Genomic DNA, 15,074 nt, shown 5'->3' on the forward strand with positions numbered 1-15,074 from the left:
ATTTGAACCCTAGATAGGCTACAAACCTATGCCGGTTTTCAAGACCGGTGCATTCGACCACTCTGCCATCTCTCCGTACGGCGCGTATAATATGAGTTATCGCGATGTTTGTAAAGCTTTAAATGTAAAAAATAAAATTTAATCTAGTAGCGTAAAAAAACTATCACTTATTCATTTTAAGATTTTAAAAATAGCGGTTACTAGTAGTACTGTTTAGGTCTACGCGCAATCCAAGAACACACTAAGCAAACCAACAAGCTCAATGAGAAAAAAGTAACCCCTTGAAAAATTAAATCAAAACGGTTTAAGTCGTCACTTGGCACAATGACAAACATAAAAGTAGGCAGAATACTTAACATAAGCACATAACAACACACTTTAAATGCGCGTCCAAAATCAAATCGTTTAGATTGTTGCATCCACCAAGTAAGTAGTACCAATACACTGACGGCTGAACCGGCAATAAAAGGGGCAGCATTTGTACTCATTGCTACATATAACGTAACAAACGCACCTAAAAGCCCCCAAATTGACCAAGCGAGCCAGTTTTCTTTTTCACGTAAAAATAAATTTCCCATAATTTAAGTCTTCTTTATCGTTATTATTTTGAGACTCTCCATACATTATCAAAAAACAACCGATTAAAAAACAATCTGCAGAAGAATTATCAAGTTATTTAGCATCCATGCCCTTCTTGCAGTTTCTCACTAACATTAATAATCAGTGATTAAAATTTATACTCAATTATAAGTGACCCTATATGTATGTAAAAGTTCATACTTATTTATAAATCAGTAAAATAAGTTTCTGGCTTATGCCTTGGTGACTTTTTACAATCGACGGCAGGTGTACCTATATACAAGTACCCCACAATTTCATCTAACTCGTTTAAATTAAGCGCTAGCTTAACCGCATTACTTTGTGCAAAATAACCCGTGCGCCAAACACCCCCTAACCCTTGTGCAAATGCGGCTTGTTGCATTGCAAGTACGCTACAGCCTGCGCTTTGCACTTGCTCGATACGAGGGACTTTAGGATGTTGTTGATATTTAGCTATGGCAATGATGATCATTGGAGCACGAAGCGGTAATTCTTTAGCTCGGTTTATAACTTTATCTTCTTGTTGCTCTGCCACTGCACTCTCGTGGTAAATCGAACCTAACTTTTCACGCGCTTGCCCTTCAACAACAATAAATTGCCATGGCGCTATGCAACCATGATCGGGGACACGAAGTGCAGCTTGTTTGATAATATTTAGCTGCTCAATTGATGGGCCTGGCTCTGTTAGTTTTGAGTCAGATTGGCGAGTTAATAAAAGCTCAATAGCGTCCATAATTATTTCTCGATATTTAAAACGCTAGGGTAACATTTTAAGTCTGTGTTGATAAATATTGAAATAAAACGCCAGCAAAAAATAATTTTTGCTGGCGTATATAAACTTACGTTAAGTTTACTCTTTAGAGACACTTCTTCTGAGCCAATAATCAACGCTAACAAAGCGCCCACCTCCGGTGAAAAATAAACTCAGGAGCATTGCGAAATAAATGGCAGCAAATTCTATCCCATTATTTAAAATTGAAGGTTTACCTTTTTCGTACAGGTAATCTACAAACCCATGCTCATCGACTATTGATCGTATTTTGCCAATTCGCTCTTGTACTTCAACGGAGTTTTCAAGACTTTCTTTGGCGCCCGGTATAGATAACCAATCAAGTACCTGAGCTGCACTCGTGTCAGGGTTAGTCGGAGCAATTGCAAACCAGCCATTGTGCCAATGCACTGATGTTGCAGCAACAACCATAGTAAACATTAGAGGAATACTTACGAGGCGAGTCAATAGGCCTAATAATAAAAACCAACCTCCCAAAAATTCGCTCCAACCAGCTAAAAATGCAAGTAAGTCGGGAAACGGTAAACCCAAGCCCCATTCACTATTTCCAAACCATTGCACAATATCAGGCGAGGCTAATAAATTATTGAAAAAGCCAGTAGCATCGCCGCTGATGGCGAGCTTATTATAACCCGCGATAATCATCACAGGTGCTAAAATTAATCTAAAAAGTAAAGGAGGTAACCCATCTAAAAATGATAGTTTACCTATTGCAGCTACATAGAAGCGAGTCAGTGTGTTCATGCGTATCCTGTGTTTAATGTTTATTTAGTTATAGACTATAAACAACCAAGACCGCATGAATTACCAAACTATTTCAACTTGTCGAAAGGTTAAATACTTCTCGCTATTTGAAGGGCTTCAAAAATAGCGCGCTTAGCATCAATTGCAGCAGCGAGTTTAGCGCCACCAATAACGTGTACTTTAGCGTTTTCAGCATGAGGCTTTACAACTTCATCATTTGAAACTTGACCAATACACGCAATAACAGTGTCGACCGGTAAAACCTGAGTTTCACCACCAACTGTAATAGTTAAACCCTTGCTATCAAAGCTTTGATACTGACAATCTGCAATTTGTTTTACACCATGCTGCTTAGCTACTTGACGATGGATCCAACCTGTTGTTTTTCCAAGTTCACTACCAAATCGGCCAGAGCTTCTTTTTAACATGTACAACTGACGCTCGTCTTTGTGTGGCTTCGGTTCACATTCAATTCCCCACTGCGTTTTAAACTCATCAATGGTTTGTGATTTATGTTCACTTAAAAATGCCACCATATCAAAACCAATGCCGCCAGCACCTAAAATAGCAATAGAGTTGCCTAACTCGACTTCGCCACGAATTACTTCATCGTATGCAAATACGCGTTTGTTATCACCACATTTAATTGACGCCTCACGTGGGCGAACACCCGTTGCAAATACAATATCGTCGTACTGTGTCAGCATTGACTCGTTGTATGACGTTTCGAGTTTAACCGTTACATCTAAACGTTCTAGCTCATTAATAAAGTATGCCAGTGTATGATTAAAGTCTTCTTTGCCAGGTATTTGCATGGCTAAATTAAATTGGCCACCCATTTGCGCTTTTTGGTCAATCAAAGTGACCTTATGACCTTTTTGAGCCAAATAACAACTTGCGGATAAGCCAGCAGGGCCAGCGCCCACAACAAGTACATTTTTTGAGTTTGTCGCTTTATCGAGCGGGTAATCAAGCTCAAAAGCCGCTTGAGGATTAACCAAGCAGGTTGCACGTTTATTTTTAAATACATGGTCTAAACAGCCTTGGTTACAGCCAATACAAATGTTAATTTGTTTTGTTTGATCATTTTGATATTTATTAAAAAACTCAGGATCAGCTAATAAAGGTCTAGCCATTGATATGAGGTCGGCTTCACCTGCATTTAAAATGTCATTTGCAATGTCAGGTGTATTAATACGGTTTACTGCAATGACTGGAACGCTAACAACACTTTTTAAGCGCTTAGACGCTTCTTTAAAGGCTCCTGGTGGAACCATACTAGCAATCGTAGGAACGCGCGCTTCATGCCAGCCAATACCCGTATTAAAAATGTCAACCCCGGCTTTTTCAAGCTCAGTGGCTTGAATAACCACTTCATCAGGAGTGGACCCATCAGGGATTAGATCCATAACTGACAGTCTAAATATAATTAAAAATTTATCAGATACTTTAGCCCTAACCGCTTTGACTATTTCAAGCGCTAGGCGCATTCTGTTTTCAAGGCTTCCACCAAATTCGTCTTCGCGTTTGTTGGTGTGTGGCGCCATGAATTCATTAATCAAATAACCTTCAGACCCCATTACCTCAACGCCATCATACCCAGCTTTTTCAGCCATATAAGCAGAGTGCGCAAAGTCTTTAATCGTTTTTTTAATTGAGCTCAGTGACATTTCTTTAGGCTTGTAGGGATTAATTGGAGCCTTAATAGCACTAGGTGCCTGATTGAAAGGATGATAAGCATAGCGCCCCGCATGCAGTAACTGCAAACAAATTTTTCCACCATGTTTATGAACAGCGTCTGTGTATGCGCGATGCTTCAAAACATCATAATAACTGTTAAAAGAAGACGATATTGGCGTTAACTTGCCTCGCAGGTTCGGGCTATAGCCACCGGTAATGAGCATGGCTGTGCCGCCTTTTGCACGGGCTTCATAAAATGCACGTAAACGTTTTCTGTTATGCCATCCCTCTTCGAGGCCCGTATGCATTGAGCCCATAACTAATCTGTTTCGTAATTGTGTGTGTTTTAATTGTAGTTGTTGTTCTAACATCTCATGCCCCATTAACTGGTCTAACCTGTGTAGATTCACTAATTCTGCTTTAATGATAACGAATAAGCAATATTTGCATGTATTTAATTAATACTTAAGACACGCTTAAAATACGTACTCATCTCAAAATTACTATTTAATGCGAGAGTGTATCGCATAATAAATCCATTGTTTTCGGTAGCTTGAACGTATTTATAAACACTTCGTTACGATTTAGCAGTTAAATTTATATTTATTCTAGGATAAGATGAAACAAATGTATTAGCTGTACCAAATTAAGGAGCTATTTTGATAGCAAAAATATTCAAAGGCATTTGGGCTGGAATAAACTTTTCTCGTCGATTAATAATCAACTTTTTGTTTGTGCTACTTGTTATTGTATTTATTGCAGGTATATCAAGCGATGATGATAAAATTATTGTAGAGGAAGGCTCTGTTCTTAGGTTAAACCTAAATGGTCCATTGGTTGAAGAAAAGTTATATGTAGATCCTATTGAGGCGGCTTTAAATGACGCAACATCAGGTAACGACCAACCAAGTGAGATTTTACTTGATGATGTTGTTGAAGTCATAAACGAAGCAGCAAAAGATAGTCGTATTAGTGTGCTACTTCTTGATTTACAAGAAATGCCTAAAGCGCATTTAAATAAACTTAAACAAATTACCAACGCTATTGAAGGCTTCAAACAAGCTGGCAAAAAAGTAATCGCTACAGGTTACTACTACACGCAAGCGCAGTATTACATTGCTGCACATGCTGACGAAATAGCGATGCATCCGTATGGAAGCGTTGCTATTGAAGGTTACGGCATGTACCCACTGTATTTTAAAGACGCACTAGAAAAGCTAGAAGTAACACAGCATATTTTTAGAGTAGGTACATTTAAATCAGCTGTTGAACCCTTTATCCGTAACGATATGTCTGATGCGGCTAAAGAAGCAAACCGTGTATGGTTAGGTGCACTTTGGAATGAATATAAGCAAGATGTTTCTGCTGTTCGTCCATTCGATGAGTCAAACTTTGATGAAACTATGGATGTTTACCTAGAAAAAATGCAAGCGGCTAACGGTGATGCTGGTAAATATGCACTCGATAATCAATGGGTTGATTCGCTTAAAACAACTCAGCAAATACGCCAACAATTGATAGATTTAGTGGGTGCGCAAGAAGATGGTAAAACATTTAAACACGTATCGTTTCGTCAATACCTGAGCCTGGTTAAGCCTCCTGTCGTTTTTGATAACCCAATTACTGAGAAAGTAGCGGTTGTTGTAGCGAGAGGAACAATTGTAGATGGTGAGCGCAGAGCGGGCGAAATTGGTGGTGACTCTACCGCTGCCCTTCTTCGTAAAGCAAGACTTGATGATAAAGTAAAAGCAGTGGTACTTCGTATTGATTCAGGTGGCGGTAGTATGTTCGCATCTGAAGTTATTCGCGCAGAGGTATTAGCTCTAAAAGCAGCCGGTAAACCTGTTATCGCATCAATGAGTTCTGTTGCGGCATCTGGCGGTTACTGGATTGCATCTGCTGCAAACGAAATTTGGGCTGCACCAAGTACGATTACAGGGTCGATTGGCGTATTTGGTACATTTATGACATTTGAAAATACACTATCAAAAATTGGGGTGTATTCTGATGGTGTTGCAACCACCGAAATGGCAGGTTTTTCTGTCACTCGCCCACTTAACGAAAAAATGGCTCAAGTTATTCAAATGAGTGTTGAAGAGGCTTACGGTCGATTTTTGAATGTTGTAGCTCAGGCTCGAGGCATGACGCCTGAGGAAGTTGATGCAATTGCGCAAGGTCGAGTTTGGATTGCTTCTCAAGCACTTGAACTGGGATTAATTGATAAGCTAGGTGATAAGCAAGATGCAATTGATGCTGCAGCCGCCCTTGCTAAGTTAGAAAACTACGATGTTAAAACAATCACACAAGATTTGAGCCCACAAGAAAAAATGCTACAAGACATTTTTGGAAGTGCATCAGTGAAATCGATGTTGGGTCTTCAAACAAAAGCACCATCTGTTTTAGCAACACAAGCTAATTTAAACAGCGTCATTCAACAACTGAGTAGTGAAGTTGAAAGCCTCAAGGATTATAACGATCCACAGGGTGTGTATGCTCGTTGTTTAGAGTGTAAAGTTGCACAATAAAGGTGCGTGATTCACACTCGTTGCTTTATTTACACTAGCGACAGGTTATACTAAGCCCAGTTTTTTTACTGGGCTTTTTTTATGAAACGTAAACGCATTTATATCGCTTATACCGGCGGTACCATAGGAATGAAAAAATCAAGTCGGGGTTACATTCCCGCAGAAGGTTTCTTAGCCGAAACGGTTATGAACAATGCCGAATTTAATCGTGATGAAATGCCCTTATTTGATATTCACGAATACTGTCCACTTATTGATTCATCTGACATGTCCCCTGCGCACTGGCAGCTTATTGCAGATGATATAAAAAGCAAATATCAGCAATACGACGGCTTTGTTGTACTCCATGGTACAGACACCATGGCCTATACTGCATCCGCACTTTCATTCATGTTTGATAATTTAACTAAACCCGTTATTGTTACCGGATCGCAAATTCCACTTTCTCAACTACGATCTGATGGACAGGTTAATTTGTTAAATGCGATGTACTTAGCTGCTAATTACCCAATTGCAGAAGTGAGTCTGTTTTTTAATAACCAGTTATTTAGAGGTAATAGAGCTACTAAAGCACATGCAGATGGTTTTGATGCCTTTGCTTCACCAAATTTAGAGCCTCTTGCATTATCAGGCATTAATATTCAACTTATTAAAGGCCAACTAAGTCCTTATGTTGAAAACGAACTTCAAGTAACCACAATAACGCCACAGCCAATTGGCGTACTTTATTTATACCCAGGAATAAGTACCGAGGTTGTGAAGAGCCTTGTAAACGATAACATTAAGGCTTTAGTGTTATTAAGCTTTGGCGTGGGTAATGCACCTCAAGACGATAAGTTTTTATCTGTTTTAAGTGAAGCAAGTAATAAAGGAATGATTATTGTTAATTTAACACAATGCCTAAAAGGCCAAGTCAATATGGGCGGTTACGCAACCGGCAACGCATTATTAAATATTGGCGTTATTAGTGGGTATGATATGACTTTAGAAGCCTGCCTAACCAAACTTCATTGCCTATTCAGCCAGAATCTAGAAATCGAGACTATTCGCCACTTAATGCAAGATAATATGCGTGGTGAATTAACAAGATAAAGGGTTACGCATCTGTAGAATCAAAAAAGGCACGCTATAAGCGTGCCTTTTTGTCTAATAAACAATTAACGAACTTTAGCGTCAATCTCAACTAGGTCAGTCAAATGGCAGGTTTCACCACTATGGGTTTTAATGCCATGCTCACCAAAATAATCACGCTGGGCTTGAACTAGGTGCCCATTACTTGGTGTTGTTAACGTTGCTAAGTAAGTTTGTGTAGAGCTTAATACAGGAAACGCCAAACCAGACATAACAGCTTGTCCTGTTATCTTACGTAGTGCATTCGCCTCTTTATCGAGTGAATCTATAAATTCGACTCCTTGCGCCACGCTATCTAGGTAGTCAGCTCGAATAATACAACCTGCACGCCAAGTTTGTAATGTTTTCGACAAATCAACTTTCCACTGGTGTGTACGAGATGCGCCTTTAATTAGTGCTAAACCTTGGCGATACGCAAGTAAACTAGCAAGTGTAAATGCATCTTTAAGCTCTTCGAGATCAATATCAACGATATTGGTTGATTTTGAAGCGTACGTCATTTCTTGTGCAGCGGTTGTATCGCAGGCATTGGTTAGGTGTCTGGCTTGAACAGCAGCGACAAGTGATGGTACTGCAATTCCTAACTCTAGCGCGTTTTGTGCAGTCCACAAACCTGTACCTTTAGCGCCAACTTTATTATCAATAAGGTCGACTAGTGGCTCATTTTTATCATTTTCAAGGGTTAATATGTGGCTAGAGATAGAAAGTAAGTAACTATTTAACTGCCCTTGTGACCACTCATCAAATATTGCAGCTACTTCTTTTGGAGAACGGTTAGTTCCTGAGCGTAGTAATTGATACATTTCTGCAATGAGTTGCATAAGTGCATATTCAATGCCGTTGTGAACCATTTTAACAAAGTGTCCACTTGCCGATTGGCCAACACGTGCAAAACAAGAGCTACCATTGTAACTTGCAGCTACTTTTTCAAACCATGGTTCAATACGTTCCCAGCCACCTTCTGACCCACTTGCCATCATTGCTGGGCCATGGCGGGCACCTTCTGCACCACCTGAAATACCCATGGTGGCAAACTCAAATTTATTTTGGTATTTAAGTTTACGCGTAATACCATCTTTATAATTACTGTTACCACAATCAACTATAATATCATCACACTCTACGCCTGCGTTTACCAGTTCATTACAAACGGTATCTACTAACTCACCCGCAGGAACAAGTAATAAAATAGAACGAGGTGCTTCTAAACGCCTTACCATGTCTCCTAAATCAGAAACAATGTGAAGTTTGTCAGCCATGCCTTGAGATTTAGCACAACTTATTAACTCTTCACCCGCATGTGGGTTTTTGTCATAAGCAACAAGCGTTATCCCCTTATCTATCAAATTTAGGGCAAGATTTTTCCCCATAACGCCTAACCCGACTAATGCAACTTGCATTTAGTGTCCTCCTCGGTAACAACTATTTGGTTAGAAAATTCAATGTATTCATTCAATAATACCGCATGCTTTATACGTATACAGTAATAAAATACTAACAATGAGCCTATACAAAGTAATATTTCACTACAGGTATAAAAGCCTCGCAATTATATCAAATATCATCGAGCAAAGGGTGACTAAAAGCAAAGCAAATTAAAATTATGATCATTGACGCATTTTGACACCGGTGTCATAATGATGACACAATAGTTTTGTATAAAATAGTGGCAATTCTTTTAGCTTTGCCTACAACTAAAGATATAGCTTTATAAAGCTATATCTATCGTAAACAAAATAACCGTCAACCTGCTTTCACCAAGCACACAGGAGAAATTGATGCTAAGACGCACAAAAATAGTCGCTACCCTTGGGCCCGCTACCGATAGAGATAACAACTTAGAAAAAATTATTCGCGCAGGCGCAAACGTAGTACGTTTAAACTTCTCACACGGTGTGGCTCAAGATCATAAAGACCGTGCACAAGCAGTTCGTGATATTGCAAAACGATTGAACAAACATATTGCTATCCTTGCCGACCTTCAGGGTCCTAAAATCCGTGTATCAACGTTCAAAGAAGGCAAAGTAACCCTAGAAGTGGGTGCTAAGTTTATTCTTGATGCAAAAATGGAAAAAGGGCAAGGCGATGTAAGCGCTGTAGGTATCGATTATAAAGAGCTTCCACAAGACGTATCTCCTAACGATTTACTTCTTTTAAATGATGGTTTAATTCAACTTACAGTTGATAAAGTAGTTGATCATCTAGTTCACTGTACCGTTACAGTGGGAGGTGTTTTATCAAATAATAAAGGGATTAACCGTTTGGGCGGTGGATTAACTGCCCCTGCGTTTACTGATAAAGACAAAGAAGATTTAATCACAGCAGCAGAAATCGATGTAGATTATATTGCGGTATCTTTCCCACGTAGTGGTGATGATATGCGTTACGTTCGTTCTTTAGCTGAAGCAGCTGGCTCTAAAGCGCAACTTCTTGCAAAAATTGAACGTGCTGAAGCTGTAGAAACGCAAGAAGCGATTGACGACATTGTACTTGCTTCAGATGCTGTTATGGTTGCGCGTGGTGACTTAGGTGTAGAAATTGGCGATGCTGCGTTAATGGGCAAGCAAAAGCTTATTATTCGTCGTGCTCGTTCATTGAACCGTACTGTTGTTACAGCAACGCAAATGATGGAATCGATGATCGATAACCCAATGCCAACACGTGCTGAAGTAATGGATGTTGCAAACGCAGTGCTTGATGGTACCGACGCTGTAATGCTTTCTGCAGAAACCGCAGCGGGTGATTACCCTGAAGAAACTGTAGCGACTATGGCGCGAGTTTGTTTAGGTGCTGAGTCACAAAAAGAAACACACGTATCTAAGCACCGTTTAGATAGCCGTTTTTCTAATAATGCAGAATCAATTGCTTTATCAGCTATGTATGCAGCAAACCATTTAGACTCTGTTAAAGCTATTGTAACGCTTACTGAATCAGGTAGCACAGCAAAACTAATGTCACGTATTAGTTCGGGTTTACCAATCTACTCACTATCTCGTCATGCTAGTACGCTTGGTCAAACCGCACTTTATCGTGGTGTTTACCCTGTGTTTTTTGATTCAACACAAACAGAAAAAGATGCAATGGTTAAAGCAGCTTTAGATACGCTTGTTGCCCAAGGATCATTAGCGTCTGGTGATACTGTGATTTTAACGCATGGTGATTCAATGGAAACGGTTGGCGCAACAAATACAATGAAAATTGTTACTGTTGAGTAATTAACGCTTTAAAAAAAATGCGAGCTTAGCTCGCATTTTTTATTTCTAACTATAATTTTAGCTCGCTAATGCTGCTTTTACTTTATCTCGGTAACTTCGGCTTACTTTTAACTCTTGTCCATTTTCTAAAACAAGTAAATACTCGCCACTAACCTGTGTTACTAATTTACTGATTTGTTTTGTATTTACAATTGCGCTGCGATGAACCCTAACAAATAAATGAGGGTCGAGCTCTTGCTCAAGTTCTTTCATTGTTTTACGTAATATATGTGTTTGTCCATCTTGGCAATGTAAACACATATAATCACCTGCTGCATCAACCCATTGAATTGTTGCTGCTGGAACACGAATAATTTCGCCCTGCTCTTTTACTGCCAACGACTCTGGGTAACGTTTATCAGCTAAAGTATCACCGGTTGCCAGCTTTTTGAGAATTTCTTCACAGTTATTTCCGGTAATGCCAGCTACAAAACTCGCGAGTTTTTTCTTATGGGCGTTGTCTTGTTGCGTTTTTAAATAGGTATGCACTTTTTCTACCGCCTGTTTTAGTCTGTTATCATCAACGGGTTTTAAAATGTAATCCAATGCATGAATTTCAAATGCTTTTACTGCAAATTGATCAAATGCGGTAACAAACACGATTGCAGGTAGTACTTTAGTGCTTTCACTTAACGCGCGAGCAACTTCAAAACCATTCATGCCTGGCATTTGAATATCTAAAAATACTAAATCTATTTTTTCGTTTTTACACGTCTGTATTGCATCTGCACCTGAACTGCATAATTTAATAACTTCAATATCATCAAATTCTGAAAGTCTTACATCTAAACCTTTGCGCGCTAATGGTTCATCATCAACAATAAGCGTTCTGATTTTCATCATTTCTTCACAGCCTTCTCAAACGGCACTCGCAGATTAACTTTTAATCCACTTGGCGTATTATGTGATAATACAAACGAATAATTATTTTCGTAGAGCGTTTTTAATCTATCTTTGGTATTTGCAATGCCAACACCTTGTGCGTTAACAAGCTTGCCATTTTCTAATTCTGTACCAGGCCCGTTATCTCCCACTTCTAGGAGTAATTCGTTAGCAAACACTTGGGCTTTGATATCAATTACACCACCTTCAGATAAGTGGGCAATCGCATATTTAATTGCGTTCTCAATAATAGGTTGCAATATAAGACTAGGCACAAGCGCTTGTTTTGCTTGTTCACTTACGTCTATGTTTACCTTTAAACGTTCATCAAAACGTACTCTCTCAATATCAAGGTATAGCTTTAATGCATGTAACTCTTGCTCAAGTGGTACTTTTTTTATGGGATCGGTATTTAATGTGTATCTTAAAAAGTCACTCAATTTAGAGACCATTAAGTTAGCATCTTTATTTTCTTTTACCAAAACTAATGTTGAAATTGCATTTAGCGTATTGAATAAAAAATGCGGGTTAAGCTGATACCTAAGCATTTTTAATTGGGCTTCGTGGGCCATTGTAGTGGCTTTTAATGCTTTTTGACGTTCACTTTGCAATAGCTGATAATATTTAACGCCAAAGTACAAACCACTCCAACACAAAATAATGTAAACAGAATCCAATCCTTGTTGCAGGTAATAAAACCACTCTTCTGGCCTGTAACCATGGCGATATATTTCCCATAGATTAAATTTTTGTACAACAGCCCATAATGTACCCGTTACATAAGATGCACCGAACACCACTAACATCAGCACTATAGGTGAAGCATTCCAAACTGTACGGTAAATATAGCGAAGAGGTACTGTCATAAGACAGCCAGCATAAGCATTTAATAATATAACGAATACGTAAATATCACGCATTTCAAATACTTTAGAACCAATGTAATTGACAAGCGCATACCCTATCCAGCCCGCAATCTGCAAAAGCCAAAAAAAGCGCTGACGGTTATCAATTAAAGATTGCCAATTCAAAATTTACACTGTCTCCAAAATAGTAACTACTTTAAAATCTATTCTTAGCTTGTATTTATTAATAACTAATTAATTTTATAAATAAACTAATTCATATCATCACCTATTATATAGATTTACGAGGCTGTTTAGCACTACCGCCTATCTTAGTTTTTAATACAATCAACGCAAACTTAACTTACGCGCAATAAAAAAGCGAAAGGTATTACCCTTTCGCTTTCATTAACACGTTGATAATTATTGTTTAAGCAAGTTTATCTGACGCAACTTTATAAGTAGGATCTTCTATTACATTGACCTCAACTAAATCACGCGCTTTGTGCAGTAACTGAGTACAGTCTTTACTTAAATGACGCAAATGAAGCTGTTTACCTGCTTTAGTATATTTATCAGCTAATGCGTCAATAGCCTCTATTGCACTGTGATCTGATACACGGCTATGTTTAAACTCTACAATAACGTTCTCTGGGTCATTTTTAACATCAAATAATTCAGAAAAGTTTTTAACTGAACCAAAAAATAATGGCCCATGTAACTCATATATTTTTGAGCCTTCTTCATCAATGTAGTTAGTTGTGTAAATATGCTTAGCATGTTGCCATGCAAAAACAAGTGCAGACACGATGACACCTACACACACTGCAATCGCTAAATCGGTAATCACCGTTACACCTGAAACCAACACGATTACAAAGGCATCTGACAATGGAACGCGCTTCATCATTTTAAAACTTGCCCATTCAAATGTACCAAGCACAACCATAAACATAACCCCAACAAGTGCGGCAAGTGGGATCATTTCAATTAAACTTGAGGCAAAAATGATAAATGCGAGCAACATTAATGCTGCACTGATACCTGATAAACGTGAACGACCGCCAGAATTAATATTAATCATTGATTGGCCAATCATTGCACAACCACCCATTGCACCAAAAAAGCCACACGTTATATTTGCAGCGCCTTGGCCAATACACTCTTTGTTACTGTGACCACGCGTTTCAGTAATTTCATCAATTAAGCTAAGCGTTAATAATGACTCTATCAGGCCGATAGCAGCAAGTATCAGTGCATAAGGGAAGATAATTTGCAGCGTATCTAAATTAAATGGCACCATAGGAATATGAAACTCTGGCAACCCACCTGCGATTGTTGCCGCTTCGTCACCTGTCATCCCTTTTAAAAAATCTAATACGGTGTGTGCTTCAAGGTCTAAACCAATCACTAAGCCAGTCACCGTTACAATCGCAACCAAAGACGAAGGAATAGCCGTTGTTAACTTAGGAAGGAAATGAATAATTCCCATAGTTAGCGCAACCAGCCCTAGCATAATAAACAATGGTTCACCCGTCATCCATTGCTGACCGCCCATACCGTCTGGTACTTTAAACTGACCTAACTGGGCTAAAAATATAACAATAGCTAAGCCGTTTACAAACCCTAGCATTACAGGATGCGGTACCATACGAATAAACTTACCGAGCTTGAATATTCCCGCGAGTATTTGCAAAATACCCATCAACAGCACGGTTGCAAAGAGATACTCAACACCATGATCAAGTACTAAACTTACCATAACAACTGCTAATGCACCGGTAGCACCTGAAATCATACCAGGGCGACCGCCAAATATAGCCGTGATTAAACCTACGATAAACGCGGCATATAGACCAACTAAAGGTTCTACATTTGCAACAAAGGCAAACGCAACAGCTTCTGGCACTAAGGCTAACGCCACAGTTAAACCAGATAGAATATCGTTTTTAGCAGAGCTTGGCGCCCTACTGAGTAAGTTAAACATTGAGATCCTCAGGTGTGTTTTGGGTATAAAAAAAGCGCTAAATTCTAGCAAATTAGCGCTCATTTAACAATTACATTGTCTTTTAAACTAAATAGCTCTAAAAAGTTATTCGTTTACAAAGGAAGAGAAGTGCTTCGTTTTACACATGTCATTGTTACGTTTGAATGCACTTCCTGTACATATTCTAAACTTAATAAGTTATCTCTAACAAAATGTTCGTAACCCTCTATACCTTGCGAGATTATACGTAACATAAAATCCATGGTACCAGCCATTGTATAACACTCAGTTACTTCATCATAACTCATGATTAGTTTTTCAAACTCAGCCAGATTTTTTTTTCCATGGTTAGATAAACGCACATGTGCGTATACCAGCATATCAAAGCCTAGTTTCTTTTCATCTAACAATGCCACTTTGCTTTTTATATAGCCGTCTTGCTCAAGTTTAGCAATTCGACGCCAACAAGGTGATTGAGATAAGCCGACTTTATCTGCTATTTCAGCAGTTGATAGACTTGCGTCTTGTTGCAAAAGTGCCAAAATTTGGCGATCTACGTGATTTAGAGACATTTTATTTCTTATTTATCAAATAAACTGGTTAAATTATACAACCATTTTTAAAAACAATCTGCTT

Annotated in this window: 12 protein-coding genes; 3 read left to right on the top strand and 9 right to left on the bottom strand. The window is 38.8% G+C overall.

Annotated features, from left to right (window positions below; translation table 11 throughout):
* Positions 1–200 precede the first annotated feature (200 nt).
* The 4 genes from MTF67_RS09350 to MTF67_RS09365 form a co-directional block, all read right to left on the bottom strand.
* Complete coding sequence (locus MTF67_RS09350) at positions 201–578, bottom strand: hypothetical protein (protein WP_006794457.1); 378 nt, start codon at positions 576–578, stop codon at positions 201–203.
* 206 nt (positions 579–784) lie between these two features.
* Positions 785–1,333, bottom strand: coding sequence for an NAD(P)H nitroreductase (locus MTF67_RS09355; protein ID WP_248519357.1), 549 nt, complete (start codon positions 1,331–1,333; stop codon positions 785–787).
* A gap of 117 nt (positions 1,334–1,450) precedes the next feature.
* Entirely contained in the window at positions 1,451–2,134 is a 684-nt protein-coding gene (locus MTF67_RS09360) for a DoxX family protein (RefSeq protein ID WP_248519358.1), read from the bottom strand.
* 89 nt (positions 2,135–2,223) lie between these two features.
* Positions 2,224–4,185 (bottom strand): NADPH-dependent 2,4-dienoyl-CoA reductase, encoded by a 1,962-nt coding sequence (locus tag MTF67_RS09365; RefSeq protein WP_248519359.1) that lies wholly within the window; start codon positions 4,183–4,185, stop codon positions 2,224–2,226.
* A 288-nt stretch (positions 4,186–4,473) separates the two neighbouring features.
* Between MTF67_RS09365 and sppA the strand changes: the two genes are divergently transcribed.
* On the top strand, positions 4,474–6,339 hold the full coding sequence (gene sppA, locus MTF67_RS09370; RefSeq protein WP_248519360.1) for a signal peptide peptidase SppA: 1,866 nt from the start codon (positions 4,474–4,476) through the stop codon (positions 6,337–6,339).
* Between the two features lie 81 nt (positions 6,340–6,420).
* Entirely contained in the window at positions 6,421–7,431 is a 1,011-nt protein-coding gene (gene ansA, locus MTF67_RS09375) for an asparaginase (RefSeq protein WP_248519361.1), read from the top strand.
* Between the two features lie 65 nt (positions 7,432–7,496).
* Here the strand turns inward: ansA and gndA are convergent, their stop codons facing one another.
* Positions 7,497–8,870 (bottom strand): NADP-dependent phosphogluconate dehydrogenase, encoded by a 1,374-nt coding sequence (gndA, locus tag MTF67_RS09380; RefSeq protein WP_248519362.1) that lies wholly within the window; start codon positions 8,868–8,870, stop codon positions 7,497–7,499.
* Positions 8,871–9,248: 378 nt separating this feature from the next.
* Between gndA and pyk the strand changes: the two genes are divergently transcribed.
* Positions 9,249–10,685: a pyruvate kinase gene (gene pyk, locus MTF67_RS09385; RefSeq protein WP_039036906.1), complete on the top strand. Its 1,437-nt coding sequence runs from the start codon at positions 9,249–9,251 to the stop codon at positions 10,683–10,685.
* A gap of 57 nt (positions 10,686–10,742) precedes the next feature.
* Here the strand turns inward: pyk and MTF67_RS09390 are convergent, their stop codons facing one another.
* From MTF67_RS09390 to MTF67_RS09405, 4 genes are all read right to left on the bottom strand, one after another.
* Entirely contained in the window at positions 10,743–11,567 is an 825-nt protein-coding gene (locus MTF67_RS09390) for a LytTR family DNA-binding domain-containing protein (protein ID WP_006794465.1), read from the bottom strand.
* On the bottom strand, positions 11,564–12,637 hold the full coding sequence (locus MTF67_RS09395; protein WP_006794466.1) for a histidine kinase: 1,074 nt from the start codon (positions 12,635–12,637) through the stop codon (positions 11,564–11,566). Before MTF67_RS09395 ends, MTF67_RS09390 begins: the two co-directional genes overlap by 4 nt.
* Before the next feature lie 244 nt (positions 12,638–12,881).
* The gene (locus tag MTF67_RS09400) at positions 12,882–14,438 is read right to left on the bottom strand and encodes a SulP family inorganic anion transporter (RefSeq protein ID WP_248519363.1); all 1,557 of its coding nucleotides are present in this window, start codon (positions 14,436–14,438) and stop codon (positions 12,882–12,884) included.
* 113 nt (positions 14,439–14,551) lie between these two features.
* The gene (locus MTF67_RS09405; RefSeq protein WP_002960703.1) at positions 14,552–15,010 is read right to left on the bottom strand and encodes an Lrp/AsnC family transcriptional regulator; all 459 of its coding nucleotides are present in this window, start codon (positions 15,008–15,010) and stop codon (positions 14,552–14,554) included.
* Positions 15,011–15,074 lie beyond the last annotated feature (64 nt).

The sequence above is a fragment of the Pseudoalteromonas sp. 2CM32C genome (assembly GCF_023161925.1).
Lineage (GTDB): Bacteria > Pseudomonadota > Gammaproteobacteria > Enterobacterales > Alteromonadaceae > Pseudoalteromonas > Pseudoalteromonas marina.

Coding starts and splice junctions, on each gene's coding strand:
- MTF67_RS09350 (WP_006794457.1), bottom strand. CDS start 578: ATGGGAAATTTATTTTTACGTGAAAAAGAAAACTGGCTCGCTTGGTCA.
- MTF67_RS09355 (WP_248519357.1), bottom strand. CDS start 1,333: ATGGACGCTATTGAGCTTTTATTAACTCGCCAATCTGACTCAAAACTA.
- MTF67_RS09360 (WP_248519358.1), bottom strand. CDS start 2,134: ATGAACACACTGACTCGCTTCTATGTAGCTGCAATAGGTAAACTATCA.
- MTF67_RS09365 (WP_248519359.1), bottom strand. CDS start 4,185: ATGTTAGAACAACAACTACAATTAAAACACACACAATTACGAAACAGA.
- ansA (WP_248519361.1), top strand. CDS start 6,421: ATGAAACGTAAACGCATTTATATCGCTTATACCGGCGGTACCATAGGA.
- gndA (WP_248519362.1), bottom strand. CDS start 8,870: ATGCAAGTTGCATTAGTCGGGTTAGGCGTTATGGGGAAAAATCTTGCC.
- pyk (WP_039036906.1), top strand. CDS start 9,249: ATGCTAAGACGCACAAAAATAGTCGCTACCCTTGGGCCCGCTACCGAT.
- MTF67_RS09390 (WP_006794465.1), bottom strand. CDS start 11,567: ATGATGAAAATCAGAACGCTTATTGTTGATGATGAACCATTAGCGCGC.
- MTF67_RS09400 (WP_248519363.1), bottom strand. CDS start 14,438: ATGTTTAACTTACTCAGTAGGGCGCCAAGCTCTGCTAAAAACGATATT.
- MTF67_RS09405 (WP_002960703.1), bottom strand. CDS start 15,010: ATGTCTCTAAATCACGTAGATCGCCAAATTTTGGCACTTTTGCAACAA.